At 72.6% G+C, this 24,940-nt stretch carries 18 protein-coding genes and 1 pseudogene; 10 read left to right on the top strand and 9 right to left on the bottom strand.

Annotated features, from left to right (window positions below; all coding sequences use genetic code 11):
* Positions 1-318 precede the first annotated feature (318 nt).
* The 3 genes from cofC to ACWDN5_RS37395 are packed head-to-tail and all read left to right on the top strand — an operon-like array spanning position 319 to position 4,313.
* A complete protein-coding gene (gene cofC / locus ACWDN5_RS37405) occupies positions 319-954 on the top strand; it encodes a 2-phospho-L-lactate guanylyltransferase (protein WP_449679604.1) in 636 nt (211 codons plus the stop codon).
* Positions 955-996: 42 nt separating this feature from the next.
* The gene (locus ACWDN5_RS37400; protein WP_449679603.1) at positions 997-3,363 is read left to right on the top strand and encodes an RNA degradosome polyphosphate kinase; all 2,367 of its coding nucleotides are present in this window, start codon (positions 997-999) and stop codon (positions 3,361-3,363) included.
* Complete coding sequence (locus ACWDN5_RS37395; RefSeq protein WP_449679602.1) at positions 3,360-4,313, top strand: NUDIX hydrolase; 954 nt, start codon at positions 3,360-3,362, stop codon at positions 4,311-4,313. The genes ACWDN5_RS37400 and ACWDN5_RS37395 overlap by 4 nt, the downstream gene beginning before the upstream one ends.
* A gap of 88 nt (positions 4,314-4,401) precedes the next feature.
* Here ACWDN5_RS37395 and ACWDN5_RS37390 read toward each other — a convergent pair whose 3' ends face one another.
* The 4 genes from ACWDN5_RS37390 to leuC all read right to left on the bottom strand — a co-directional run bounded on the left by ACWDN5_RS37390 (position 4,402) and on the right by leuC (position 11,018).
* A complete protein-coding gene (locus tag ACWDN5_RS37390) occupies positions 4,402-7,239 on the bottom strand; it encodes a BTAD domain-containing putative transcriptional regulator (RefSeq protein ID WP_449679601.1) in 2,838 nt (945 codons plus the stop codon).
* Between the two features lie 761 nt (positions 7,240-8,000).
* A complete protein-coding gene (locus ACWDN5_RS37385) occupies positions 8,001-8,741 on the bottom strand; it encodes an HU family DNA-binding protein (protein ID WP_449679600.1) in 741 nt (246 codons plus the stop codon).
* Between the two features lie 220 nt (positions 8,742-8,961).
* Complete coding sequence (gene leuD, locus ACWDN5_RS37380; protein WP_449679599.1) at positions 8,962-9,564, bottom strand: 3-isopropylmalate dehydratase small subunit; 603 nt, start codon at positions 9,562-9,564, stop codon at positions 8,962-8,964.
* 20 nt (positions 9,565-9,584) lie between these two features.
* Entirely contained in the window at positions 9,585-11,018 is a 1,434-nt protein-coding gene (gene leuC / locus ACWDN5_RS37375) for a 3-isopropylmalate dehydratase large subunit (RefSeq protein WP_449679598.1), read from the bottom strand.
* A 143-nt stretch (positions 11,019-11,161) separates the two neighbouring features.
* Between leuC and ACWDN5_RS37370 the strand changes: the two genes are divergently transcribed.
* From ACWDN5_RS37370 to ACWDN5_RS37355, 4 genes are all read left to right on the top strand, one after another.
* Positions 11,162-11,863 (top strand): IclR family transcriptional regulator, encoded by a 702-nt coding sequence (locus ACWDN5_RS37370; protein WP_051183801.1) that lies wholly within the window; start codon positions 11,162-11,164, stop codon positions 11,861-11,863.
* Positions 11,864-11,867: 4 nt separating this feature from the next.
* A complete protein-coding gene (locus ACWDN5_RS37365) occupies positions 11,868-12,575 on the top strand; it encodes an MBL fold metallo-hydrolase (protein WP_449679597.1) in 708 nt (235 codons plus the stop codon).
* 90 nt (positions 12,576-12,665) lie between these two features.
* On the top strand, positions 12,666-12,920 hold the full coding sequence (locus tag ACWDN5_RS37360; RefSeq protein ID WP_310974649.1) for a hypothetical protein: 255 nt from the start codon (positions 12,666-12,668) through the stop codon (positions 12,918-12,920).
* Positions 12,921-12,973: 53 nt separating this feature from the next.
* Positions 12,974-13,552, top strand: coding sequence for a hypothetical protein (locus ACWDN5_RS37355; RefSeq protein WP_310974650.1), 579 nt, complete (start codon positions 12,974-12,976; stop codon positions 13,550-13,552).
* Positions 13,553-13,556: 4 nt separating this feature from the next.
* On the opposite strand, the gene ACWDN5_RS37350 is transcribed toward ACWDN5_RS37355, so the two are convergent.
* The gene (locus ACWDN5_RS37350) at positions 13,557-15,611 is read right to left on the bottom strand and encodes a glycoside hydrolase family 3 C-terminal domain-containing protein (RefSeq protein ID WP_310974651.1); all 2,055 of its coding nucleotides are present in this window, start codon (positions 15,609-15,611) and stop codon (positions 13,557-13,559) included.
* Between the two features lie 130 nt (positions 15,612-15,741).
* Between ACWDN5_RS37350 and ACWDN5_RS37345 the strand changes: the two genes are divergently transcribed.
* Positions 15,742-16,221 (top strand): hypothetical protein, encoded by a 480-nt coding sequence (locus ACWDN5_RS37345; protein ID WP_449679596.1) that lies wholly within the window; start codon positions 15,742-15,744, stop codon positions 16,219-16,221.
* A 57-nt stretch (positions 16,222-16,278) separates the two neighbouring features.
* On the opposite strand, the gene ACWDN5_RS37340 is transcribed toward ACWDN5_RS37345, so the two are convergent.
* Genes ACWDN5_RS37340 through ACWDN5_RS37325 form a run of 4 tightly spaced genes read right to left on the bottom strand, consistent with a single transcriptional unit; the run spans position 16,279 to position 23,651 of the window.
* Entirely contained in the window at positions 16,279-17,271 is a 993-nt protein-coding gene (locus ACWDN5_RS37340) for a hypothetical protein (RefSeq protein WP_310974653.1), read from the bottom strand.
* Positions 17,268-20,711 (bottom strand): AAA family ATPase, encoded by a 3,444-nt coding sequence (locus tag ACWDN5_RS37335; protein ID WP_449679595.1) that lies wholly within the window; start codon positions 20,709-20,711, stop codon positions 17,268-17,270. The genes ACWDN5_RS37340 and ACWDN5_RS37335 overlap by 4 nt, the downstream gene beginning before the upstream one ends.
* Position 20,712: 1 nt before the next feature.
* The gene (locus tag ACWDN5_RS37330; protein WP_449679594.1) at positions 20,713-21,873 is read right to left on the bottom strand and encodes an exonuclease SbcCD subunit D; all 1,161 of its coding nucleotides are present in this window, start codon (positions 21,871-21,873) and stop codon (positions 20,713-20,715) included.
* Between the two features lie 35 nt (positions 21,874-21,908).
* Entirely contained in the window at positions 21,909-23,651 is a 1,743-nt protein-coding gene (locus ACWDN5_RS37325; protein ID WP_449679593.1) for an ATP-binding protein, read from the bottom strand.
* 301 nt (positions 23,652-23,952) lie between these two features.
* Between ACWDN5_RS37325 and ACWDN5_RS37320 the strand changes: the two genes are divergently transcribed.
* Both ACWDN5_RS37320 and ACWDN5_RS37315 read left to right on the top strand, forming a co-directional pair.
* Entirely contained in the window at positions 23,953-24,486 is a 534-nt protein-coding gene (locus ACWDN5_RS37320) for an RNA polymerase sigma factor (RefSeq protein WP_449679592.1), read from the top strand.
* Positions 24,483-24,887: pseudogene (locus ACWDN5_RS37315) on the top strand (hypothetical protein); the annotation flags it as partial. The gene ACWDN5_RS37320 and the pseudogene ACWDN5_RS37315, both read left to right, overlap by 4 nt.
* Positions 24,888-24,940: the final 53 nt, after the last annotated feature.

The raw sequence follows: 24,940 nt of genomic DNA, 5'->3' as shown, positions 1-24,940 counted from the left end.
CAGCTGCGCGAGCCGGTGCGGCTTCGGCACCCGGTCCCACGACGTGGCCCCCGCCGCGCTCCCGGTCTGGGCCAGGTCCCCGACGACGGTCCGAGGTCCCGAATGAGTCATTCGCGACCACCGAGCAGCGCCAACACCACCCAGCCGCAACCCGCCCTCCCAGGGGGAACCACCACCGAATTGACGCTATCGCCCCCAGCCGTCAAAACCCCGCCCCAAGCCCCACCCCCGGGCGGACCTGTCCACAACCCCCGTCGCCTGTGGACAACCCGCCCCACTCGCCCCCGCCCCTCTCGGCTTTCGGGTAAAGATGGACACGTGGACGTGGACCTGGTCGTACCCCTCAAGCACCCCCGTGACGGCAAGTCGCGGCTTCGTGGTGCCGTCGAACCCGCCCACCATCCCGGCCTGGTCCTCGCCTTCGCCAAAGACACGCTCGCCGCCGTCACGTCCAGTGCTCGGGTTCGGCGGGTGCTGGTCGTCGCCGCCGATCCGGGGGCCGTCCGCGAGCTGGCCGAACTCGGGGTCGAAATTGTCGGCGAACCCGATGAACAGACCCTCAACGCCGCCTTCCGGCACGGCGAAGCCCTGCTCAAAGCCGACGATCCCGGCGCCGCCGTCGGCGCCCTTCAAGCCGACCTCCCCGCCCTGCGCGCCGGCGACCTCACCGCCGCCCTAGCCGAGGCCCAAACCGAAGCCGCCGGCAAACGAGCCTTCGTCGCCGATCGCCAGGGCACCGGCACCACCCTGTTGCTCGCCGCACCCGGAGCCGCCCTCGATCCGCGGTTCGGGCCCGGCTCGGCGCGGCTGCACGCCGCGTCCGGGGCCGTCCCCCTGCGCGGGGCCCTGCCGACCCTGCGCAGCGATGTCGACACCCCGGATGATCTCGCTCACGTGCGCGCCCTGGGTGTCGGGAAACACACCTCGGCCTACCGCGCCGAGCTGTTCATCTGACCTTCACCGCGGTCTGCGCAATTCCGCCTGACGTAGTGAAGAATGGGGGCCGTGAGCACAGACGACGGCGGCACGCCCGCACCGCGGAGGCGACGGAACCCGGCCAGCGGATCTTCGGAGACGGCGAAGAAGAGCACCCCCGCCAAGAAGGTGCCGTCCAAGTCCACCGCGCGCGACACCGCCGCCCGTGCCACCGCCGGCAAGGCGAGGACCCGCAAGACCACGTCGCCCGCGGCCACCCCGGCCACGACGCGGCGCCGCAGCGCCACGCAGGGCAACGCCCGCAACGCCGAGGAGTTCCGGGCCGTCCCGTCGGCGCCGCCCGCGGTCACCGTCGCGCCGACCGCCGTCGAGACGCTGCCCGACGACCGGTACTTCAACCGCGAACTCTCCTGGCAGGACTTCAACGCCCGCGTGCTCGCGCTGGCCGAGGACGAGTCGCAGCCGCTGCTCGAGCGGGCGAAGTTCCTCGCCATCTTCGCGTCCAATCTAGACGAGTTCTACATGGTCCGCGTCGCCGGCCTGAAGCGCCGCGACGAGACCGGCCTGCTGGTCCGCAGCGCGGACGGCCTCACCCCGCGCGAGCAGCTCGGCTACATCGCCAAGCGCAACCAGGACCTCGTCGAGCGGCAGACCGGCGCCTTCGAGAAGCACCTGCGCCCGCAGCTGGCCGAGGAGGACATCCACATCGTCGGCTGGGCCGACCTCGCCGGCGCCGACCAGCTCCGGCTGTCCAGTTACTTCTCCGAGCAGATCTTCCCGGTCCTGACGCCGCTGGCCGTCGACCCGGCGCACCCGTTCCCGTACATTTCCGGCCTTTCGCTCAACCTCGCCGTGACGGTCCGCGACCCCGAAGGCGGCACCGAGCGCTTCGCCCGGGTCAAGGTGCCGAGCAACGTGCCGCGCCTGATGCGCGTCGAGACCGAACGCACCAGCCGGACCGCGACCTTCCTGCCCCTCGAAGAGCTCATCGCCGCGCACCTGGGCGAGCTGTTCACCGGCATGGACGTCACCGAGCACCACGTCTTCCGCGTCACCCGCAACGCCGACTTCGAGGTCGACGAGGACCGGGACGAGGACCTCCTCCAGGCCCTCGAGCGCGAACTGGCGCAGCGCCGGTTCGGCCCGCCGGTGCGCCTCGAGGTCGCGCAGGACATGAGCGAGCACATGCTCGAGCTGCTGCTGCGCGAGCTGGACGTCGACCCCGCGGACGTCGTCGAGGTGCCCGGGCTGCTCGACCTGACCTGCCTGCACCAGCTGTCCGCTGTGGACCGCAAGGAGCTGAAGGACCGGCCGTTCGTGCCGGCGACGCATCCGGCGTTCGGCGAGCGCGAGACGCCGAAGAGCGTGTTCGCGACGCTGCGCGAGGGCGACGTGCTGGTGCACCACCCGTACGACTCGTTCTCGACCAGCGTGCAGCGGTTCATCGAGCAGGCGGCGGCCGACTCGAAGGTCCTCGCGATCAAGCAGACCCTGTACCGGACCTCGGGTGACTCCCCGATCGTCGACGCCCTGATCGACGCCGCGGAGGCGGGCAAGCAGGTCGTCGCGCTGGTGGAGATCAAGGCGCGGTTCGACGAGCAGGCCAACATCACCTGGGCGCGGACGCTGGAGCGTGCGGGCGTGCACGTCGTGTACGGCCTGGTCGGGCTGAAGACGCACTGCAAGGTGTCGATGATCGTGCGCCAGGAGGGCTCGACCATCCGCCGCTACTGCCACATCGGCACCGGCAACTACAACCCGAAGACAGCGCGGCTCTACGAGGACATCGGCCTGTTCACCGCCGACCCGAGCATCGGCGCCGACGTCACCGACCTGTTCAACGTCCTGACCGGCTACTCCCGCCAGGACACCTACCGGACGATCCTCACCTCGCCGCACGGCATCCGCCGCGGCATCGTGCGCGCCATCGGCGAGGAGATCGAGCTGGCGCGGGCCGGGCAGGACGCCGGGATCCGGATCAAGTGCAACTCGCTGGTCGACGAGCAGGTCATCGACGCGCTCTACCACGCGTCGCAGGCCGGGGTGCCGGTCGAGGTCGTGGTGCGCGGGATCTGCACGCTCAAGCCCGGCGTCGAAGGGCTGTCGGAGAACATCCACGTCCGCTCGATCCTCGGCCGGTTCCTGGAGCATTCGCGGATCTTCAACTTCCGCGCCGGCGGCACGCACTGGATCGGCAGCGCGGACATGATGCACCGCAACCTCGACCGGCGGATCGAGGCGCTGGTGCGGGTCAAGGACCCGAAGCTGACCGCGCAGCTCGACAACATCTTCGACTCGGCGCTGGACCCGGCGACGCGCTGCTGGGTGCTGACCGCGAGCGGCGAGTGGTCGCCGTTCCCCGCCGACGGCTCGCGCGTGCGCGACCACCAGCTGGAGCTGGCGAAGCTGCACGGGGCCGCCGGATGACCCAGGAAGTCCGGGCGGCCGGCGCGGTGCTGTGGCGCCTCGCCGGGGGCGTGACCGAGGTCGCGCTGGTGCACCGCCCGCGTTACGACGACTGGTCGTTCCCGAAGGGGAAGCTCGACCAGGGCGAAACGATCGCCGAGGCCGCGGTGCGGGAAGTCCGGGAGGAGACCGGGTTCACCGCCGTCCTGGGCCGCTACCTGGTCCGGTCGGCGTACCCGGTGCCCGCGCGGAACGGCTCCGGGACGGTGCCGAAGACGGTCGACTACTTCGCCGCGGAAGCGGTTTCCGGCGAGTTCGCGGCGAACGACGAGGTCGACGAGCTGCGCTGGCTGGACTCGATCGCGGCGGAGAAGCTGCTGACGCGCCCGGAGGACGTCCGGGTGCTGCGGGCGTTCTGCGAGCTCCCGGTGGGCCTGACGACGCTGCTGCTGGTGCGGCACGCCAAAGCGGGCAAGCGCGACGAGTGGTCGGGCGACGACGACCTCCGGCCGCTGTCGGAAGCGGGTCAGCGCCAGGCGGCGGCGCTGCGCCGGGTGCTGTCGCTGTTCGGCCCGGACCGGGTGTTGTCGGCCCCGCGGCTGCGGTGCGTGCAGACGGTCCACGGGGTGGCGGAGGACGTCACGGCGGAGGTCCGCCACGAGCCGCTGTTCTCGGAAGAGGGCTACTGGCCGGACCCGGTCCTGGGCGTGGCGCGCCTGCTGGCCGTGGCCGGCGACGGCGGGACACCGGTGGTGTGCAGCCAGGGCGGCGTGATCCCGGACCTGGTGAGCGCGCTGGCCGACCGGGACGGAGTCGAAATCTCGGCCACGCGCGGCGGCGTGGTGCCGAGCAAGAAGGGCTCGTTCTGGGTGCTGTCGTTCCGCCCGCCGACGGACTCCGAAGGCCCGGTGCTCCTGGCCGCGGACTACCACCCGAGCGCCCTCCCGGCCCCCTCCCCCAGCCACTCCTGAGGCGCCGCGCCCCCGCTGTCACGACGAGACAGCGGCGTGACAGTCGATCTTGGTGTACTTGTCCCGGGTCCCGCTGGGCTGCGCCGGGCTAGGGGTACGGCGCATCCCCGGGCGAGGGGGTTTCTGTCGGCACCGTGGCCAGCAGGGCCTGGACCTCCGCGGCGCGGGGGTCGCCGAGGCGCTGGCTGACGGTCAGCGCCTCGGCCCAGTGGCCGCCCGCTTCGTGCGCGCGGCCGGTGCGGTGCTTGAGCCGGCCGAGGGTGATCTGGACGTCGATCGTGCCGTAGTCGGCGTTCAGCTCCTTCAGCTCGGCGAGCGCGTCGAGCCCGGCCCGCTCCGCTTCTTCGTGCCGGCCGGCTCCTTCGAGGGCCTCGGCGACGTTGCCCAGCGCGAGCGCCGCGTGGTAGCGGTCGCCGAGTTCCGCGAAGGCTTCGTGGGCGGACTGGGCGGCTTCGGCCGCGTGGTCGTAGTCGCGGAGGCCGATGCGGCTGGCGCTGACGTTGAGGAGCGCGTGCGGCACGAACGTGCGCTGGCCGTGGTCGCGCGCGAGGTGGACGGCCTTGAGGGCGTAGCGCTCGGCTTCGGCGTATTCGGCGCGGACGTAGTAGGCGCCGGCGAGGTTGGACAGGATCGCGACCGTCAGCGCGGTGCCGTCGCCGCCCTCGGACGCCGCGCGCGCTTCCTCCAGCGCCTCGATCGCCTTGTCGGGCTGGAGGGTGCGCAGGTAGGCCGAGCCGAGGTTGTTGGCGCTGTACTGGAGTCCCATGCCGTCGCCGGCGTCCCGGGTGGCGGCGACGGCCGCGCGGGCGGTGGTGATCCAGTCGTCGCGGTCGTGGCGTTCGGCGAAGAACCCGCGCAGGAGCCACGCGAGTTTCCAGGCGTGCGCGGTCCAGCCGTGCTCGGCGGCGATGCCGACGAGCGCGGTGAGGGCCTGGCGTTCGGTGGTGTACCAGGCGATCGTCTGCTCGTGCTGCGCGAAGCGGACGGCGGGTACCGGCGGCGGGTCGAGCGTGATGTCTTCGGTGAGCAGGTCGGGCCGGACCAGTTTGTTCGCTTCGGCGACGCCGGCGAGGTACCAGTCGACGAGCCGGCGCAGCGCCGCCGCGCGTTCGGCTTCGGTCGTCTCGGCCTCGACGAGCTCGCCCGCGTAGACGCGCAGCAGGTCGTGGAACTGGTAGCGGTCGGTGCCCGGCTGGTTGAGCAGGTGGGCCGCGGCGAGCTGGTCGGCGAGTTCCCGCGCGTCCCGCAGGTCGGCGCCGGCCAGCGCGGCGGCCGAGGCCAGGCTGAACCCGAGGCCGGGGTGCAGGCCGAGCAGCCGGAAGAAGCGCGCCGCGGCCGGGCGCAGCGCCTTGTACGACCAGGAGAACGCGGCCCGCAGATCGGTGCCGGCGTCCTGCGGGTCGCGGAGGGTGTCGAGCCGCAGCCGCTGGTCGCGCAGTTCTTCGACGATTCCGGCGAGCGAGACGCCGGAGAACCGGGACGCGCGTTCTCCGGCCAGTGCCAGTGCCAGCGGCAGGCGGCCGCAGAGCTGGACGAGTTCGGCGACCGCGTCGGGTTCGGCGGCGAGGCGCTGCGGCCCGACGCTGCCGGCGAGCAGCGCGGCCGCGTCGCGGTCGTCGAAGGACCGCAGGGCGATGCGGCGGGCGCCGTCCCGGGCGACGAGGCCGCGCAGCTGGTTGCGGCTGGTCACCACGACGAGGTTCCCGGGCCCGGGCAGGAGCGGGCGGACCTGGTCGGCGTCGCGGGCGTTGTCGAGCAGCATGAGGGTGCGGCTGCCGGCCAGCCTGCTGCGCAGCAGCGCCGAGCGTTCCTCCACAGTGGAGGGCAGCGTCTCGGCCGGGACGCCGAGGGCGCGCAGGAAGCCGGCCAGCGCGGCGCCGGGCGTGACCGGGGTGTCCGCGGAGTGGCCGCGCAGGTCGAGGAACAGCTGGCCGCCGGGGAAGCGCTCGCGGACGCGGTGGGACCAGTGCACGGCCAGGGACGTCTTCCCGACGCCGGCGGTGCCCTCGATGACGACGATGCCGGAGCCGTCCCCGGGCGGCAGCCGGTCGAGTTCGGCCAGTTCGGGGCCGCGGCCGGTGAAGCCGGCGACGTCGAAGGGCAGTTGCCGCGGAACGGTGTGGACGGCCGGATCGGCGTCGGCGGCGAGCAGTTCGGCGTGCAGGCGGCGGAGGTCTTCGCCGGGTTCGACGCCCAGTTCGTCGGCCAGCAACGCCCGCAGCCCGGCATAGCGGGCGAGCGCTTCGGCGCGGCGCCCGGACCGGGCGAGGGTGCGCACCAGCCGTTCCCACAACGACTCCCGCAGCGGGTGCTGGGCGACGAGGTCGGTGAGTTCGGCGACGAGCCGCGCATCGGGGACGAGCCCGGTGTCGAGGTCGATCCGCTGTTCGACGGCGAAGAGGTACCGCTCGGTCAGCAGCGGCCCCCATTCGGCGGCCAGCGCGGGAGAGCCGACCCCTTCGAGCGGAACACCCCACCCGTCGAGAGCGGCGGCGAGCAGTTCCCGGCGGCGGGCGGGTTCCGTCGCGGCGGCGGCCTGGTCGAGCAGCTGGAGGAAGCGCAGGGCGTCCACCCGGGACGGGTCGACGACCAGCCGGTACCCGTCCGGTTCGGTGACGACGGTGTCTTCGCCGCAGAGCCGGCGCAGGCGCATGACGTAGGTCTGCAGGCTGCCCCGGATGTGCGCGGGAGGGGTCTCGCCCCAGACACCCCGGGCGAGGGCATCGATGGAGACGAGCCGCCCGGCGGCGAGCGCGAGCGTGGCGAGCAGCGCGCGCTGGCGGGAACTGGTCAGCACGACCGGCGAACCGTCGACGAGCACGTGGAACGGGCCGAGCAGCCGGATGTCGATGGTGGTTCGCCCCCAGGTTCGCCTCGCCCACGGCCGGCCCCGCCGGACGCGGGCCCGAGGAACGCAGCGTGGCATCACTCGGCCGGGCGCTCAAGCAACTTCGCGAAATTGGACGGAACCGGTCCCGGCACCCGCGGTTGCGGCGGCGCAGGCGGTGGGTGACTTCCCATCCGTTCCGCGGAGTCGGTGGTGCGTTCGGCGGGGATCGGTTGCGGGGCGCCGGTTTGGGTTGCGGCTCGGCCGGCTGGTCCTGGCTACGCGAGTGGGATCGACACCGTGGGTATGTGAGCCGACCGTCCGGGTACGCGAGCCGACGCTGTGGGTACGCAAGCTGGCGTTTCAGGTACGGACAGTCCCGCTCGGTACCCGAGCCGACCATGCTCGCGCGCGAACCTGACCACCCGGGTAGGCAAGGGACCACCCAGGCACGCGAGCCGACCTCCGGGTGCGAAGTCGACCGTCCAGGCGTGCGAACCGACCGCCCGCGCGGGCCCGTCCTGCCGAGACGCAAGCCGACCGCCAAGGCGCAAGCCGACTGCCGAGGCGCAAGCCGACCGCCGAAACGCAAGCCGACTGCCGAGGCGCAAGCCGACCGCCGAAACGCAAGCCGGCCGCCGAAACGCAAGCCGACCGCCGCGGCGCGCAAGCCGACCATCCCAGCGCGCCGGCCGCGCCGCCGGGCGTGGATCTATTCCGCCGCAGGGTGCGGACATGCGGCAGGGCCCCGCGCACCTCGCGCGGGGCCCTGCCGAAAAGCTGCTCGTCTAGCAGGGGGTCGCCCCCAGGGGGTCCCCCTGATTTCACGTTACCGCAGGGGTACGACAGTTTTGGGCGGCTCAGTCCTTCTTCGCCGCGGCTGAGGTTCGGCGGGCCGGGGTCTTCGCCGCGGTGGTCCTGGCCGCCGGGGTCTTGCGGGCCGTGGTCGTCTTCGCCGCCGTGGCCGGCTTCGCCGCCGTCGTCGACTTCGCCCCTGTGGCCGACTTCGCAGCGGTAGTCGACTTCGCAGCCGTAGCGGTCTTCGCCCCAGCCGCCGGCTTCGCCGCCGTGGCGCGAGTCCTCGTCGTCGCCGGCTTCGCGGCCGCCGCCTTCGCCGCCGTCGTCCGAGTGCCCGCCGACCGCGTCCCAGCCGTCCGCGTCGCCCCGGTCCGAGTCGCAGCCGTGCGCGTCGCCGCCGGCTTGGCCGCCGCTGCCCTGGTCCGCGTAGCCGTCGAACCCGTCGCCGCCGGCTTCGCCGCAGCCGCGCGCGAAGCAGCCGTCGTCCCCGTCGCGCGCCGAACCGGAGTTGCCTTCGGCAGCTTCTTCGCTCCGGAAACCACGTCCCTGAAGGTCGTCCCCGCGCGGAACGCGGGCACGTTCGTCTTCTTCACCCGGACCGCTTCGCCCGTGCGCGGGTTGCGGGCCGTCCGGGCCGCTCGGGCCCTCTTCTCGAAGACGCCGAAGCCCGTGATGTTGACCTTTTCGCCCTTGTTGACCGTCCGGATGATGATGTCGACCAGACCGTCGACCGCCTCGGCAGCGGCCTTCTTGTCGCCCAGGCGCTCGGTCAGCGCCTCGATCAGCTGGGCCTTGTTGGCCATGTCCAGTCCTCCAGGAAGGATCCACGGCCGCGTCGGCCGGCTGGCCACAACGGTATTACCAAGGCAGCCCGATTCCAACCGGCGTGCGGAACTTTCCCTTGCCCTGGGACGGGTTCCGGCGAACGCCGAAGCGCGATGACAAGCTCGCGGAGGGCCGTTCGGCGAAACCGAAAAAGGGGCGGAATCGCTTGCCTGGCAAGCGATTCCGCCCCCGATACCGCTAGCCGGCGGAGACCGGCGTCGTCGTCGGCTTCCAGGACGGGCGGCTCGCCTCGAAGGCGTCGATCTCACCGGCATGGCGCAACGTCAGCGCGATGTCGTCGAGACCTTCCAGCAGCCGCCAGCGCACGTAGTCGTCGATCTGGAAGGGCGCGGTGAAGTCCTTCGCCCGCACGGTCTTGGTCTCCAGGTCGACCGTGACCTCGGTGCCGGGCTCGTTCTCCAGCAGCTTCCAGAGCAGCTCGACGTCGTGCTGCTCGCACTGGGCGGCCACCAGGCCGCCCTTGCCGGAGTTGCCGCGGAAGATGTCGGCGAACCGGGCGGAGATGACGACCTTGAAGCCGTAGTCCATCAGCGCCCAGACGGCGTGCTCGCGGGAGGAACCGGTTCCGAAGTCCGGGCCCGCGACCAGCACGCTCCCGTTCTTGAACGGCCCCTGGTTGAGGATGAAGTTCTCGTCGCCGCGCCAGGCGGCGAACAGGCCGTCCTCGAACCCGGTCCGGGTCACCCGCTTGAGGTAGACCGCCGGGATGATCTGGTCGGTGTCCACGTTGGACCGGCGCAGCGGGACGCCGACGCCGGTGTGCTGGGTGAACGGTTCCATGGCTGTAGCTCCTCGGGTGGTCAGCGGGCGGCGGTCAGCAGGTCTTCCGGCGACGACAGCGTGCCCCGCACGGCCGTGGCGGCGGCCACGAGCGGCGAGACCAGGTGCGTCCGGCCGCCCTTGCCCTGCCGGCCCTCGAAGTTGCGGTTCGACGTCGACGCGCTGCGCTCGCCCGGCTTCAGCTGGTCCGGGTTCATGCCCAGGCACATGGAGCAGCCGGCCTGGCGCCACTCGGCGCCCGCCTCGGTGAAGACCTGGTCGAGCCCCTCGGCCTCGGCCGCCTTGCGGACGCGCATCGAGCCGGGCACCACCAGCATCCGGACCGACTCTGCCACCTTCCGCCCGCGCAGCACCTCGGCCGCGGCCCGCAGGTCCTCGATCCGGCCGTTGGTGCAGGAGCCGAGGAAGACCGTGTCGACGGCGATCTCACGCAGCGGCGTGCCGGGCTTCAAGTCCATGTAGGACAGGGCTTTTTCAGCGGCGATGCGGTCGTTCTCGTCCAGGATCGCCTCCGGGTCCGGCACCTCGGCGCCCAGCGGGAGGCCCTGGCCGGGGTTGGTGCCCCAGGTCACGAACGGGGTCAGCGCGCTCGCGTCGAGGTGGACTTCGGCGTCGAACTCGGCGCCGTCGTCGGTGCGCAGCTGCCGCCAGTTTTCGACCGCCGCGTCCCAGTCCGCGCCCTGCGGTGCGTGGGCGCGGCCCTTCAGGTACTCGAACGTCGTCTCGTCCGGGGCGATCATCCCGGCCCGGGCGCCGGCCTCGATCGACATGTTGCAGACGGTCATCCGGGCCTCCATCGAGAGGGCCTCGATGGCCGAGCCGCGGTACTCCAGGATGTAGCCCTGACCACCGCCGGTGCCGATCTTGGCGATCACCGCGAGGATGATGTCCTTCGCCGTGACGCCCGGGCGCAGCTGCCCGTCGACGGTGATCGCCATCGTCTTGAAAGGACGCAGCGGCAGCGTCTGGGTGGCCATGACGTGCTCGACCTCGGACGTGCCGATGCCGAAGGCGATGGCGCCGAACGCGCCGTGCGTCGAGGTGTGGCTGTCGCCGCAGACCACGGTCATGCCGGGCTGGGTCAGGCCGAGCTGGGGGCCGATGACGTGCACGATGCCCTGCTCGGCGTCACCCATCGGGTGCAGCCGGACCCCGAACTCCGCGCAGTTGCGGCGAAGGGTGTCGACCTGGGTGCGCGAGACCGGATCGGCGATGGGGAGCTCGATGTCCACGGTCGGGACGTTGTGGTCCTCGGTCGCGATGGTCAGGTCGGGGCGGCGCAGCTGCCGCCCGGCCAGGCGGAGGCCGTCGAAGGCCTGCGGGCTGGTCACTTCGTGCAGCAGGTGGAGGTCGATGTAGAGCAGGTCCGGTTCGGCGGCTTCGCCTCGGCGCACGAGGTGGCTGTCCCACACCTTCTCCGCCAGCGTGCGGGCCTTGCCGGTCGGGCTGGTCATCTCCGGCTCCTTCCACGGTTCGTCGACGAACTCGGGCGCGCACCTGCGAGATCGGGTGCGAGCCGCGAAGGAGGGGCGCAGCTCGAGTTCAGGGTTTTCCCAGATGCTGGACTTCCCAAAGTGCGGGACGCTAGTATCGGGTCGTGGGACAGCATAGCGGTATCGGAGTACTCGACAAAGCAGTGGCCGTCCTGCAGGCGGTCGCGGACGACCCCTGCGGCCTCGCGGAACTGTGCACGCGGACCGGCCTGCCCCGGGCCACCGCGCACCGGCTCGCGGTCGGCCTGGAGGTGCACCGGCTGCTGCGCCGCGGTCCGGACGGCCGCTGGCGCCCCGGCACGGCGCTGGCCGAGCTCGCGGGCGGTTCGACGGACCCGCTGCTCGACGCCGCGGGCGTGGTGCTGCCGAAACTGCGCGACGTCACCGGGGAGAGCGTCCAGCTGTACCGGCGCGACGGCGTCCAGCGCGTGTGCGTCGCGACGGCGGAGCCGCCGAGCGGCCTGCGCGACACGGTGCCGGTGGGTTCGCGCCTGCCGATGACAGCGGGCTCGGGCGCGAAGGTCCTGGCGGCCTGGGCGGACCCGCACACCCAGCGCACCATCCTGGCCGACGCGGTCTTCGGCGAGCGCACGCTCCTCGAGGTCCGGCGCCGCGGCTGGGCGCAGAGCGTGGCCGAGCGCGAGCCGGGCGTGGCAAGCATTTCGGCGCCGGTGCGGGATTCGGCGGGCACGGTCGTGGCGGCGGTTTCGGTGTCGGGACCGATCGAGCGGATCGGCCGGAAGCCGGGCGCCCGCTGGGCGGCGGATCTCCTGGCCGCGGCGGACGCTCTGCAGGAACGGCTCTGACCCGGTGCTGAACCAGGTGGCCGACGGGGTCTGGGTGCGGCAGAGCGACTGGGTCTGGAGCAACACCACCGTCGTGGAAACCGACGCCGGGCTCGTCCTCGTCGACCCCGGCATCCGCGGCGCGGAACTGAACGAACTCGCCGACGACCTCGAGCGGCTCGGCTCCCCCGTCGTCGCCGGGTTCTCCACCCACCCGCACTTCGACCACCTGCTCTGGCACCCGCGCTTCGGCGACGTCCCCCGCTACGCCACCGCGGCTAACGCGCGCATCGCCGGCGAAGCCCGCGAACGCGCCCAGGCCATGGCCCGGGACACCGCGCCGGACATTCCCCTTGAACCGATCGCGCGGCTCACCCCGTTACCCGAAACCGGCCACCCGCTCCCCGGCGAAGTCATCGAGCACGACGCCCACGCCGTCGGGCACGCCGCCCTGCTCCTCGCCGATCGGGGCGTCCTGATCGCCGGCGACCTGCTCTCCGACGTCCTGATCCCGCTCCTCGACCCCCGCCGCGACGAGCAACCCGGCACCTACCGAGCCGTCCTCGACCGGCTGGAAGACGTCGCCGAAGAGGTCGATGTCCTCATCCCCGGCCACGGCGCCGTCGCCCGGGGCGCGGAAATCGCCGCCCGGTTCGCCGTCGACCGGGCCTACCTCGACGCCCTGAGCCGCGGTGAGGATCCGGACGACCGGCGCTGGGGGAAGCGCACCTGAGCCGATCGGGTGACCCTGCGCGAAGTCGCGTATTCGGTGACGCCGGCCACGTCTCCTCCTTGTCAGCACCACCAGAGGGGGATGACCGAGATGACCACCGAACTGAATCGCCGCGCGATGGCGATGCTGCGGGCCGTCGGGGCCGGACGGGCCGAACTCACCTGCAGCTGCGAGCCCGACCTGCGGGTCGACGGCCTGCCCTGCTGCGACCAGGCCACCGCGCACCAGCTGGCCCGGGCCGGCCTGATCCGGCCCGCGCGGGCCGTCGCCGTCGGGCAGTGGACGCGGGCCGAGCTCACCGCCGCGGGCGTTCGGGCATTGGGCGGAACTCTCGCCGCCGCATGACTCAACCTTCCGGCCCGCTCGCGCGTGTACCCGGCACAACGCGAGGGGGTTCCATGAAGATCGCCACTGCCCTGCTGGGTGCCTGCCTGCTGCTGACCGCGTGCGGGACCACGCCGTCCGCGGCCCCGCCACCCCAGAACCCGGTCCCGGTGCAGACCGTCACGTCCGCGCCGACCGCCGACCCGGCCGCCGTGCGCTGGATGGACGGCTTCTGCGCCGCCGTCCACGGCTACCGGGAGCGCACCAACCGGGAAGCCGAGACCGGCCGGCCGACACCCAAGTCGGTCGCCGAGGCGCAGAAGGCGCTCAGCGCGACGCTGGGCGGCATCGCGGCCCGCACCGGCGAGGCCGTCGACAAGCTGACGGCGCTGCCGCCCGCGCCGGTGCCGCTCGGCGACACGGTCCGCCGGGCCTTCGTCACGAAGTTCACCAACGCCCGCGACCACGCCGCCGAGGCGAAGGCCACGCTCGACCGCGCCAAGCCGGGCAACGAAGCGTCCCAGAACCCGGCGGCCCAGGCCGTCGCGCAGGCGCAGCAGGACGTCGACGGCGTCTACGACCCGGTCGGCGCGGTGAAGGACTCCCCGGAGCTGATGCTCGCCGCCGCCACCGCGCCCGGCTGCAAGGCCTGAGCCTTCAGCGCCGCACGAGCGGCGCCTGCAACGGCAAGGACCGCGACGAACCGCCGACGGACACGGTGAACGCGCCCCGCGTGGGCTGCCACGCGTGGCTCACCGTGTCCCAGACGGAGAAGGCGCGCGCGTCCAGCCGGATCGTCACGCGCCGGGCCTCCCCCGGCGCCAGCGAGACCCGCTCGAAGCCCTTCAGCTGACGCGGCGGCTCGCCCGCGGCCGCCGGGAAGCCCAGGTACAGCTGGGCGACCTCGGCGCCCGCCCGCTGCCCGGTGTTCCGGACCGTGAACGTCGCCGTGGCGCCGTCGCCGGTACCCCGCACCGACAGGCCCGAGTAGGCGAACGTCGTGTACGACAGGCCGTGGCCGAACGGGAACAGCGGGGCCCGGCCCTGCGCGTCGAACCACCGGTAGCCGACCTGCAGCCCCTCCGAGTACGTCGCGACGCCGCCCACGCCGGGGAACCGGTCCGGGGTGTTCGCCGGGGTGTCGGCGTCCGCCGCCGGGAACGTGATCGGGAGCTTCGCCGACGGGTTGACGTCGCCGAAGAGCACGCCCGCCACCGCCGCGCCGTCCTGCTGGCCCGGGTACCACGCCTGGAGGATCGCCGGCACGCGCGCGGCCCACGGCATGAGCACCGGGCCGCCGCTCTTCACCACGACCACCGTGTGCGGGTTGGCGTCGGCGACCGCCGTCACCAGGGCGTCCTGGTTGCCGTCGAGGGCCAGGCTCGGCCGGTCCTTGCCCTCGGTTTCGTTGTCCCCGACCATCACCACGCTGACGTCGGCGGTCCGGGCCAGCGCGGCCGCGCGCGCGACGTCACTGCCGTCGTCGAGCGTCACCAGAGCACCGGGAACCCGCTGCCGCAGACCCGGCAACGGGTCCACTGTGGACGTCGGGATGACGGCCGAGCTGCCTCCGCCGCCGGTCTTGGCCTTGGTCGCGAACGGCCCGATCAGCGCGATCGACCGCACACCGGCGTCGAGCGGGAGCTGCGCGTGTTCGTTGCGCAGCAGGACCATGCCGCGCTCGGCGAACTCCTTGGCGGCGGCGTCGTGCCGGGCCGTCGGCAGCGGCGAAAGCACCGGCGGGTGGTCGAACTGCCCGAAGGCGAACATGGTGCGGAACCGTGGCAGCAGCAGCTCGTCGACCCGCTGTTCGGTGACCTGCCCGGCCAGCACGGCCTGCTTCAGCTTGTCGCCGTACCAGGTGCCGTCGATCATTTCGAGGTTCATGCCCGCGTTCGCCGAGCCGACGGTGCTGTGCGCGGCACCCCAGTCCGACTGGACGAACCCCGTGAACCCCCAGTCGTCGCGCAGCTTGCCCTGCAGCAGGTCCGGGTTCTCGCACATGAACACGCCGTTGATCTTGGGGAAGGCGCACATCACCGAGCCCGCGCGGCCTTCGGTGACCGCCCGCTCGAAGTGCGGCAGGTAGATCTCGTTGAGCGTGCGCTCGTCGATGTGCTCGTCGATGCTGAAGCGCTGGGTTTCCTGGTTGTTGGCCGCGTAGTGCTTGACCTCGGCGATGGTGCCGTTCTCCTGGATCCCGCGGATGTCGGCGGCGGCCAGCGCGCCGGCGAGGAACGGGTCCTCCCCCATGCCTTCGAACGTCCGGCCGTTGCGCGGGACGCGGGCGATGTTGATGTCGGGCGCCTCGGAGACGTGGTGCGCGAGCGCGCGGGTTTCGCTGCCGATCAGCCGGCCGTACCGGCGGGCGACGGCGGTGTCGAACGTCGACGCCAGCGCCATGGTGGCCGGCAGCGCGGTCGCCGGTTTCTGCGGCTTGTCGTCGGCCGGGCCCATGCCCGCCGGGCCGTTGGCGATCCGGAAGCCCGGGACGCCGAGCCGCGGGATCGGCGGCACGAACCGCTGGTGCTCGGCGTCGGGCTGCAGGTGCAGCTGGGAGATCTTCTCGTCGAGGGTCATCGCCGCGACGAGCTCGGCCGCCCGGCGATCGGGTGACTGCCGGGCGTCGCGCCAGGGTTGCGGTTGCGCGGCCGCCGGCGTCGTCAGCGACAACCCCAGGACCACGGCGAGAACGATCGGGCCGGTGCGCATCCGGCCAAGCTAATCCATACGTGACACAGAAACATAGACGCGATTTACGTTCACGTACTTGAACATAGATTGGACTCAACCATTTCCCCGGCTCAGGCGTGAGAGGAGCACTGACGAGAGGGGACCGACGATGCTGAAGAAAACCCTGATCGGCCTAATGGCGGCGAGCGCGGCGACGCTCGCGCTGTCGGCACCGGCCGGCGCGGCCGACGAAGGCGGGTGGAGCCTGACCGCGAAGGTCGCGCCGGGCGGCCGGATCGTCGCGGACGTCTACACGGGGCTGGGCCACTCGGCGTGCACCCCGACCGGACCGGTCACCTCGGCGGGCTTCACCGCCCCGATCACGATGGTCGGCGTCGGCAACTGGGGGCACATGAGCGGCAGCACGACGGCGATCGGCCGGCCCGGAAAGTACACCGCCTTCTACCCGTGCTCGGAGGGCCGGTCGCCGACCCTCACGTTCACGATCCTGGGCACCCCGCCCCCGGGCACGACGACGAAGCCCAAGCCGAAGCCGCCCACGTCGTCGAAGGCGCCGAAACCGGCGAAACCGCAGGTCGCGGTCAAGCCGGCCGGGGCGCCGCAGACCGGGGACGGCTCGCTGAGCTGACCCTCCACAGAGGACACCCCGGGCCGGCGCGTTCCCCAGGCCGCCGTCCCGGGGCCCTCAGCGGGCCGCGGCCAGCCTCAGTGCCCGGTAGACGAACTGCTGGTCGCCGAGCCGGTGCCGCAGGTCGCGCTCCAGCCCGGCGATCGGGTAGAGGTTCTGCGGCGCGCGCGAGTCCTTGTAGGGGACCGAGGCGAACCGGCCCAGGACCGACTGGGTGACGTTCGCCAGCTCGGCGACCTGCTCGCGGCCGAGGTGCGGCGCCGCCTCCACCCGGACCACCCCGGACCACGGCGGCCCGCCTGCCGACGGCAGCCGCAGGTACCAGGAGTGCCGGACCCAGGTCGTGCCCATCAGGAACACCGGGGTGCGCTGGTGCGCGCCGAGCCGGCCGACCAGCGCGTTGAGCTCCCCCGGCAGGTACGTCGTCTGGTGGCTCTTGATGAACCCGACGGCCCGCTCGAGGTGCGCGCGGCCGCGCAGCGGGCCGTCCACCACCAGCAGGTCGTTGCCCACGTGCCCGTGGATGGCCGTGCGCGCCCGGATCGCCGTCTCCAGTTCCGTTTCGGCCAGCTGCTCCTGCAGCGCCGACGACAGCACCACCGGCAGCGGCTTGTCCTCCTTGGCCGCCGCCCGGTGCGCGGTGTAGATCCCGGCCGGGGTGGCGATGTCGTCCGCCTGCGGGGCGACGGTGAACAACCCGCGCCGGACGTCGGTGCCGACGACGTGCGCCTGGCCCTCGCAGCAGCACACCACCCCCGCCGCGTAGGACGCGCAGATGCCGATGGACGCCGAGTTCGTGCCGGCCGGGTCGTCGATCCAGACGCGCGCGTCGATCCGCCGGACCCCGTCGACGAACAGCACCGCTTCCGGCGGTGTCACCGGCGACGGGTCGATCGGCGCCCACTCGGCCTCGGGGACCTCGATGTCGAGTTCGACCTCGGCCTGGGAGCGGCCGAGCTCCTCGGCCTCCATCGAGCTGCCGTAGCCAGGGTCCCAGGCGTCGATGCTGAAGTTCATGCCGGCCACCGTGTTGAATTGGTGAGCGGTCATGCGCCCTCCCTGGCGATGTGCGAGCCGGTGCCGTCCCGGGTGACCAGGAACCGCACCGGGACGCGCTCGGCGAGCGCCGGCACGTGCGTGATCACCCCGACCATCCGGGAGCCGGACGCGGCGAGGTTCTCCAAAGTGGACGCCACGACGTCGAGGGTGGCCTCGTCCAGCGTCCCGAAGCCTTCGTCGAGGAAGATCGACTCCAGCCGCGTCGCCCCCTCCGCCGCCATGGCCCCGAGCTGCGAAGACAGCGCCAGCGCGAGGGAGAGCGACGCCTGGAACGTCTCGCCGCCGGACAGCGTCTTGACCGGGCGCCGGGCGTCGGCCTCATTGTGGTCCACCACCAGGAAATCACCCTTGTCGTGGGTGAGCTCGAACTGGCCGCCGGACAGTTCCAGCAGCGACGCCGACGCCTCGGCGACCAGCGTGTCGAGCGCCCCGGCGATCAGCCAGCGCGGGAACTTGTCCGAGCGCAGCAGATCCGCGAGCAGCCGGGCGACCTGGGCTTCGGACTCCGCGGCCGCGATGTCCTCGTGCAGGCCGGCCACCCGCGCGACCCGCCGTTTCAGGTCGCTGTGGTCGGCTTCGGCGCGGGCCCGGGCGGCCGCGACGGCGACCGGGACGCGGTCGCGCACCGGCCCCTCGGGCAGCGCGACCCCGAGGGCGGTGACGTCGCCGGCGACCGCGCGTTCGGCCGCCCGCAACGCTTCCGCGGCTTCCCCCTCGGCGGTCTCCGCGACGGCCAGCCGCTCGCGGTGGTCCTTCGCCTGGCCGGCAGCCCAATCCGTGAGCGCGGTCCAGGCGGCGAGGAGACTTTCGCCGGCTGTGGCAACCGGGACTTCGCCCCGGGCCCCCGAAAGATCGTCGATCGGCGGGGCACCGAGGCCGACCAGCGGGTCGCGCGCCCGGGAGAGCCGCTGCCGCGCGGCGTCGACCTGCTTCGCGATGCCCGCCTGGTTGTCGGCGGCCTGTTTCGCGGCCGCGCGGGCCGTCCTCAGCCCGGCGTCCGCCGTTTTCGCCGCCTGCTCGAGTTCCGCGACGCGGGCGAGCTGCTCGGTGACCACGTCGGCGGCCGGTGCGCCGTCGAGGGTCGCCACCAGGTCCGCCTGCCGTTGCCGGGCGGTGGCGAGCTCGGTGCCCGCCGCCTGCTCGGCCAGCCCCGCGTCGACCGCCCGGGTGCGCCGCTGCTCGGCGTCCCGCTCGGCGGTCCGGAAATCCTCGGCCGCCACGACAGCTTCCTTGCCCGCGGCTTCGGCGGCCGCTTCGAGGGCGGCCAGCGCGGTGCACCGTTCGTCCAGCGCGGAAGCCGCCCAGGTGGTGAGGCGCTGCCACCCCGCCGGGACGTCGTCGCCGTCGAGCGCCGGCGCCCCCAGCTCCACCAGGGGATCGCGGGCGGCCCGCAAGGCCTCGCGGGCCGCCGCGAACGACTTCGCCACGGCCTCGGCCTCCTGCTGGGCCTTCGTGCGTTCGGCGCGAGCCGCGGCCAGTTCCGCGTCGGCGGCGCGCGCGGCTTCGGCGACCCGGGTGCGGCCCTCGATCGTCGCCGAGAGCCACTCACCCCGTTCGCGGACGGCGGCGACGAGATCCGCGTAGTCCTGCCCGGAAAAGGACGCCTCGACCGGCCGCAGCAGGGCCGCCGACTCCGGCGGGCCGTCGACCTCGGCGAGCACCGCGCGGAGTTCTTCCGCCTGCGCCGCCGCCGACGCGCGGGCGTCGGCGTCGCGGTCCACGGCACGTTCCAGCTTGCGCACGCCCGATTCGGCCGACGACCGGCCGCGTTCGGCGCGGTCCAGGCGTTCGCGGGCCTCGGCGAGGTGGGCGTGGCCGCCGGCGTCCGGCAGGGCCGTGACTTCCTGCTCGCACACCGGGCACGGGTGCCCGACGGCGAGCCCGGCCCGCAGCACCAGCGCCTGCCCGGCCTGCTCGGCTTCGGCCACCGCGGCCTTCGCCGCGGCGAGCTCGGTGTCGGCGGCGGCCAAGGCCGTGCGCGCGGCTTTCAGCTCCGCGTGGCGAGCGGCCTGCTCCGGCGCGGCCTTCCGCTGCGCCTCACACAACGCATACAGCGTGCGGGCATCGGAACGGGCCGCGGCGAGCGGCGCGACATCGGGCTGGGCGGCCAGCGCCGACCGCGCTTCGGCGTCGGCGGCCTCCGCCGCCCGCAGGCGCTCGTCAGCGGCCGCGGTGCGCTTCGCCACCCGCGCCGATTCCGCCGACAGGTCACCGAGATCCTCCGGCGGCCGCAGGCCGGCGAGCCGCTCCCGCTCCTGCCGGGCGCGGGCGGCTTCGGCGGCGGTGTCCTCCGCCGCCCGAGCGGTCCGGTCCCGGTTCTCCCGGGCCGCGTCGAGGACGGACACCACTTCGCTCGCCGCCGCGGCAGCAGCTTCCTTCGCCCGCTTCGCCGCTTCCGCTGCTTCGCCGAGCCGTGGGAGGGCCCGCTCGACGTCGGCGAGTTCGGTGTGCGCAGCACGGATTCGTTCCAGCTCGGCGCGCGCGGGAGCCGCGGCGAGGGCGGCCCGGGCCGCTTCGTCCGCCGTCTCCGCCGTCTCCAACGCCGTCCGGGCCGTGGTGACCGCGTCCGCCGCCGCGCGCCGCCGGGTTTCGAGGTCTTCGACACCGTCCGGGCGTTCCACACCGTCGAGGACTTTCAGTTCCGCAGCGAGCGTGACGACGCGTTGGCGGGCTTCGTCGTGCGCACGGGTGGCCTCGTTCAGCTCCGGCAGGGCCGCGGTCACCCGCGCGTCGAGCTCTTCCAGGGCCGTCATCCGCGCGGCGAGCCCGGCGACGGCTTCCTCGGTGGCGTCGGCGTAGCTGCCGAGCTGTTCGGTGAGGACGGCGGCCCGCTGCTTCTGCTGCTCGGCCGTCACGCCCGCGCGGCGGCCGATCCGCTCGTAGACCTCCAGGCCCAGCAGCTTGATGAGGATCTTCTGCCGGTCCGCGGCCTTCGCGTGCAGGAACTCGGCGAAGTCGCCCTGGGGCAGCGCCACGCAGGTGCAGAAGTGCTTGAACGTCAGCCCGAGCAGGCGTTCGACCGCCGGGGTGACCTCGGAGTCCGCGGCGACCGCGTCGGCGTCGTCCTCCGGCCCGCCGAGCGCGGCCGGGTCGATGAGCCGTTCCAGGCGGACGTTCTTGACGCTGACCGTGGGTTTCTTGCCGCCGCTGCGCCGGACTTCCCGCACGACGTGGTAGCGGGCGCCGCCGGCGTCGAAGACCAGCCGCACGGTGGCGCGGTTGACCGTCGGGGCGAGCGCGGGGGCGACGAGGCCTTCGTGGTCCCAGCGGGCGACGGAGCCGTACAGGGCGAAGGTGAGCGCGTCGATGACCGTGCTCTTGCCCGCGCCGGTCGGCCCGACGAGCGCGAAGTAATCGGTGTCTTCGAAGCTGATCTCGGTCTTTTCGCGGAAGGACGCGAAGCCGGTCATCTCCAGCAGCACTGGCCGCATGTCACACCCCGCTCGTCTCTTCGTCGTGCAGCCGCGCGAAGAGCGCCTGCACGCGCTTGTCCTCGACCGTGCGTTCCGCGCAGTAGCTCGCGAACAGCTCCCCCGGCGAACGGTCCGCGACCGCGCGGTCGCCGTTCGACGTCGTCACCGGCGCGGCGAACTCCGGGTCGATGCGAATTTCCAGGGCGTTCGGCAGGGCTTCCTGGATCTCCTCCCGCAGCCCGGCCCTGGTCGCCTCGCGGATGTAGACGCGCAGGTAGTCCTCGCCGAACTCTTCGGCACGGCCGGTCAGTTCCGCCACCGTGCCGTGGACGGTGCGCAGCTTCCGGCCCGCTTTCAGCGGGATGTCGGTGATCTTCGCCGGTGTCGCCGGGCTCACCTCCACCGAGAGCACGACGCTGGTGTTGTCCTGCTCGCCGAAGTCCACGGCGAACGGCGAACCGCTGTAGTGCACCGGGCACGCGGCGGGCAGCGACTGGCGCCGGTGCAGGTGGCCCAGCGCCACGTAGTGCGGATCGGCGCCGAACGCCGTGGCGGGCACGTGGTACTCGAAGATGGACTGCGCCGCGCGCTCCCCGCCGCCCAACGCCCCGCCGGTCACCGTCAGGTGCGCCATGACGAGGTTCACCGCGCCGGGCGTGAACCCGGTCTTGAGGTGCTCCAGGATGTCGCGCACGCGCTGGTCGTACTGGCCGACGTTGTCCGCCGGCGTCCCGGCGAGCAGCTCGGCGGCGCGCACCGCGTAGCGCTGGGAAAGGAAGGGCAGCACGGCGACGTTGACGCGCTCGCCCGTCGAACGCGCGTCGAACGAATGGACACCGCCGTCGTGGACCGGGCGGGGATCGCCGGTGAGCTGGATGCCCGCGGCCCGCAGCAGCGGCCGGTACGCCTCGAACGTCGCGGCGTGGTCGTGGTTCCCGGCGATGGCGAGCACCTCGGCACCGGTTTCGCGCAGCGCCATCAGCGCCCGCACCACGAGTTCCTGCGCGGCCGCCGAGGGCGCCGACGTCTCGTACAGGTCGCCCGCGACGAGGATCGCGTCGAACGCCTCGTCCCGCGCGATCCGGACGATTTCGCCGAGCACGGCCCGCTGCTCGTCGAGGCGGTTGCGCCCCTTGAGCGTCTTGCCGATGTGCCAGTCGGAGGTGTGCAGGAACTTCACCCTTCGTCCTTCCGTTCGGGTGGTGGGCGGGGGGCTCAGAACGGCGGCGGGTCGTCACCGAAGGGGTCGCTGCCGCGCGAAGGGAGGCCGGCGAAGGGATCGGACTTCTTCGATGTGGCGGTGGTCGTCGGGATCGCCCCGGCCTCGGAAAGCCGCGTGGCCCAGGCGGGGAACGGGAAGCCGACGGCGATCGGCACCGGGATCTCCGGCTGGCTCACGAACATCGTGCCCGGCGTGGCCAAGGTCGCGCGGACCCGCTGGCTGGCCGGGAGGAAGCCGTACTCGGGCCGGGAAGCCTCGGCGGCGTCGAGGCGGCCGACGATGCGGACCGAGCTGTTGCTGACGATCCGGCGCTCGACCTCGCTGGCGGTCTGCTGCGCGCCGATCAGGATGACGCCCAGGGAACGGCCGCGTTCGGCGATGTCTAGCAGCACCTCCTTGATGGGGCTGCTGCCTTCCCGCGGCGCGTACTTGTTGAGCTCGTCCAGCATGGTGAACAGCAGCCCGCCCGGGCCGGCCGCCTCCTTGCGCGCGGTCTCGGTCGCGAGCGTGACGCCGACGACGAACCGCTGCGCGCGCTCGACGAGGTTGTGGATGTCCACCACGGTCACCTGCTGGTTCTCCGTGGACAGCGAGCGCGCGGGGTGGTCGGCGAGGTCGCCGCGGATGAGGCCGGACAGCGCGCGCTGGCTCGAGCGCAGGCGGCGGATGAAGGCGTTGACCGTGCCCGCGCCGGTGACCGCACCCGCCCAGCTCGCCCGGGTTTCCTCGTCGGTGACGCGCTCGCAGATGACGTCGACGAGCTCGGCGTAGGTGCGGCACAGGACGCCGTCGACGTTCGCGGCGCCGTCCTTGCCCGCCGGCGTGCTGTCCAGGCGCAGCCGGTTCGCGACCTGGTGGATGACCATCGTGTACTGGTTGCGCTCGTCCTCGGCGTCGGCGAAGACGTAGGGCAGCAGGTCCTTGGCGCAGAACTCCGCGATGGTCCACCAGAACGCGCCCACGCCCGAGGTCCGTCCGGTCACGTAAGGCTTCCCCGTGGTGTCCGACGGCGTCGGCGGCGCGTAGAAGCCGACGGAGGCGAAGGGCTCCGCGGGCAGGCCGAGCTTGGCGTACTCGGCCTTGAGGTTTTCGTCGAGGTGGACGTTCGGGGTGTCGAGGAACAGCAGGTCCTCGCCCTTGACGGAGAAGACGAGGGCCTTGGCGTTGTGGGCGTTCGGCAGGGCGCCGCCGCGGAAGATCGAGTGCAGCAGGAACAACGCGAACGACGTCTTCGTGGCCACGCCGGAGACCCCGCTGATGCTGACGTGCGCGCCGCGCGTGCCGTCGAGGAAGTCCATGTTGAGGTACACGGGTTCGCCGTCCCGGCCCAGGCCCACCGCCACTTGGCGGGTCATGTTGTCGAAGTACAGCGCCTGCGCGCGATCCTCCCCCACGGCCCGCTCGACCCGGCTGCCCGGCTTCGGCGGCACGTAGCACTCGGGCTCGACGCGGGTGGTGGCGATCTCGGCGATCTCCTGCACCTGGGCGGGCAGGACCCCGTCGGAGATCAGGAAGACGTCGCTGCCGAAGCTGGCGCCTTCGTGCCGCGCGGTCACCTGCGTCACGACGCCGTAGGAGGTGACTTCGCCGAGCCCGGGCAGTTCCCGGCGCGTGACGACGACGTCGTCGAGCTGCAGGTAGGCGTCCGGATCGATGGCCACGCAGAACTGCAGCGGCGTCGAGTCCTCGGTGCCTGCCACCCGGCCGACCACGGTGGTGAGCGTCTCCTGGTCCACGGTTCTCCCTGTCTCACCCGGCGCTTCCTCCCGCGGCAGACTAGCCCGCCGGTACGACAGTCCCGCGCCCAACACGGCGCTGCCGCCACGGGGGGTTCACGCAGGCCGCCACTGCGCCGAACGAGTGAGCTCACCCTTCGGGGAAGATCCTTTGTCACCACCGCCCCTTTTCCGTCACATACCAGCGTGAGCCCGGAGAAGGAGGCCCCGTGAGCAGACCGGCCGAACAGATGTCCGACACCGCAAGAGGCATGGTGCCGTCGCACGGAGCTCCGCCGGTTCCCGACCATCCGGATCCGGCGTGACGGACGATTCCGGTGAATCAGCCGAAGCACTGGCCGAGCGCGCAATGGATCTCCGCAAGTCGCACTACGCCGAGCTGGCCGGGTACGCGGTGAAGCTGGGCAGCTCGATCTCGGATGCCCGGGTGTTCGCGGACGACGCCATCGTCGAACTGGTCCTGCGAGCGATGACCCACTCCGGCTCGGAACCGGTCCTGAACCAGCGTGCGTGGCTCTATCGGACGGTGCGAAACATGGTGCTGGCCGCAACGAGGCAGCGGGGGCGGATCGACGACACGGACGTCCACGAGCTCACCGACCGCTGGTGCCAAACGACGTGGGGCGCTCCGGACCTGCATCTGGAAGCGGCGGAGACGCTTCGCGCGATCGAGGCGCTACCCGAAGACCTGCGAGATGCGCTGGCGCTCAAGCTGGCCGGCCACCCGACGGACGAGATCGCCGAGTTCCTCGACATCTCGGTGGACGCGGCGAAGAAGCGGGTTTCGAGGGCTCGCAAGCGGCTGTTGCGGCAGCTGGAAGGGAGGGACGCATGATCGGCCGACACGAGCCCGAAACCTGGCTGGACCGGCGCCTGGCCGTCTTGGACGGCTACCTCGACAGATCCTTCACGGCCGACTTGGACGACGAGGCACGCACCGAAGTCTTCCGGCGGAAGGTGGTCCGGCAAGCCGCCGCTCTGCGCAGGAGCCACGCATCCGTTGCACCCTGTGCACCCGCAACGGGCTCGGCTCGTCCGCTCCGGGTCAGTGCCGGGCTGGATGAGCCGGTCGCCGCTGCTGTCGAGGGAGATCCCCAGGCAGTGGAGCGGCTGCTGGCTGCTATCCGTCCACTGGTGGTGCGGTATTGCCGCGCCCGGGTTGGCAGGCAGGAGCGATCGTTCGCTTCGGCGGACGACGTTGCGCAGGAGGTGTGTCTCGCGGTGCTGACGGCATTGTGAGTGCCTGGTAGCCGATGTAGGTAACTCGGTGGCGCAATTCGCGCTCGCGT

Source organism: Amycolatopsis sp. NPDC003731 (genome assembly GCF_053586895.1).
This window is presented reverse-complemented; position numbering and strand designations above follow the sequence as displayed.

Excerpts from the sequence above, each read along its gene's own strand:
- ACWDN5_RS37400 (WP_449679603.1), top strand. The coding sequence starts at position 997 with ATGGGGGCCGTGAGCACAGACGACGGCGGCACGCCCGCACCGCGGAGG.
- ACWDN5_RS37395 (WP_449679602.1), top strand. The coding sequence starts at position 3,360 with ATGACCCAGGAAGTCCGGGCGGCCGGCGCGGTGCTGTGGCGCCTCGCC.
- ACWDN5_RS37390 (WP_449679601.1), bottom strand. The coding sequence starts at position 7,239 with ATGCCACGCTGCGTTCCTCGGGCCCGCGTCCGGCGGGGCCGGCCGTGG.
- ACWDN5_RS37385 (WP_449679600.1), bottom strand. The coding sequence starts at position 8,741 with ATGGCCAACAAGGCCCAGCTGATCGAGGCGCTGACCGAGCGCCTGGGC.
- leuD (WP_449679599.1), bottom strand. The coding sequence starts at position 9,564 with ATGGAACCGTTCACCCAGCACACCGGCGTCGGCGTCCCGCTGCGCCGG.
- leuC (WP_449679598.1), bottom strand. The coding sequence starts at position 11,018 with ATGACCAGCCCGACCGGCAAGGCCCGCACGCTGGCGGAGAAGGTGTGG.
- ACWDN5_RS37360 (WP_310974649.1), top strand. The coding sequence starts at position 12,666 with ATGACCACCGAACTGAATCGCCGCGCGATGGCGATGCTGCGGGCCGTC.
- ACWDN5_RS37355 (WP_310974650.1), top strand. The coding sequence starts at position 12,974 with ATGAAGATCGCCACTGCCCTGCTGGGTGCCTGCCTGCTGCTGACCGCG.
- ACWDN5_RS37350 (WP_310974651.1), bottom strand. The coding sequence starts at position 15,611 with ATGCGCACCGGCCCGATCGTTCTCGCCGTGGTCCTGGGGTTGTCGCTG.
- ACWDN5_RS37345 (WP_449679596.1), top strand. The coding sequence starts at position 15,742 with ATGCTGAAGAAAACCCTGATCGGCCTAATGGCGGCGAGCGCGGCGACG.
- ACWDN5_RS37340 (WP_310974653.1), bottom strand. The coding sequence starts at position 17,271 with ATGACCGCTCACCAATTCAACACGGTGGCCGGCATGAACTTCAGCATC.
- ACWDN5_RS37335 (WP_449679595.1), bottom strand. The coding sequence starts at position 20,711 with ATGCGGCCAGTGCTGCTGGAGATGACCGGCTTCGCGTCCTTCCGCGAA.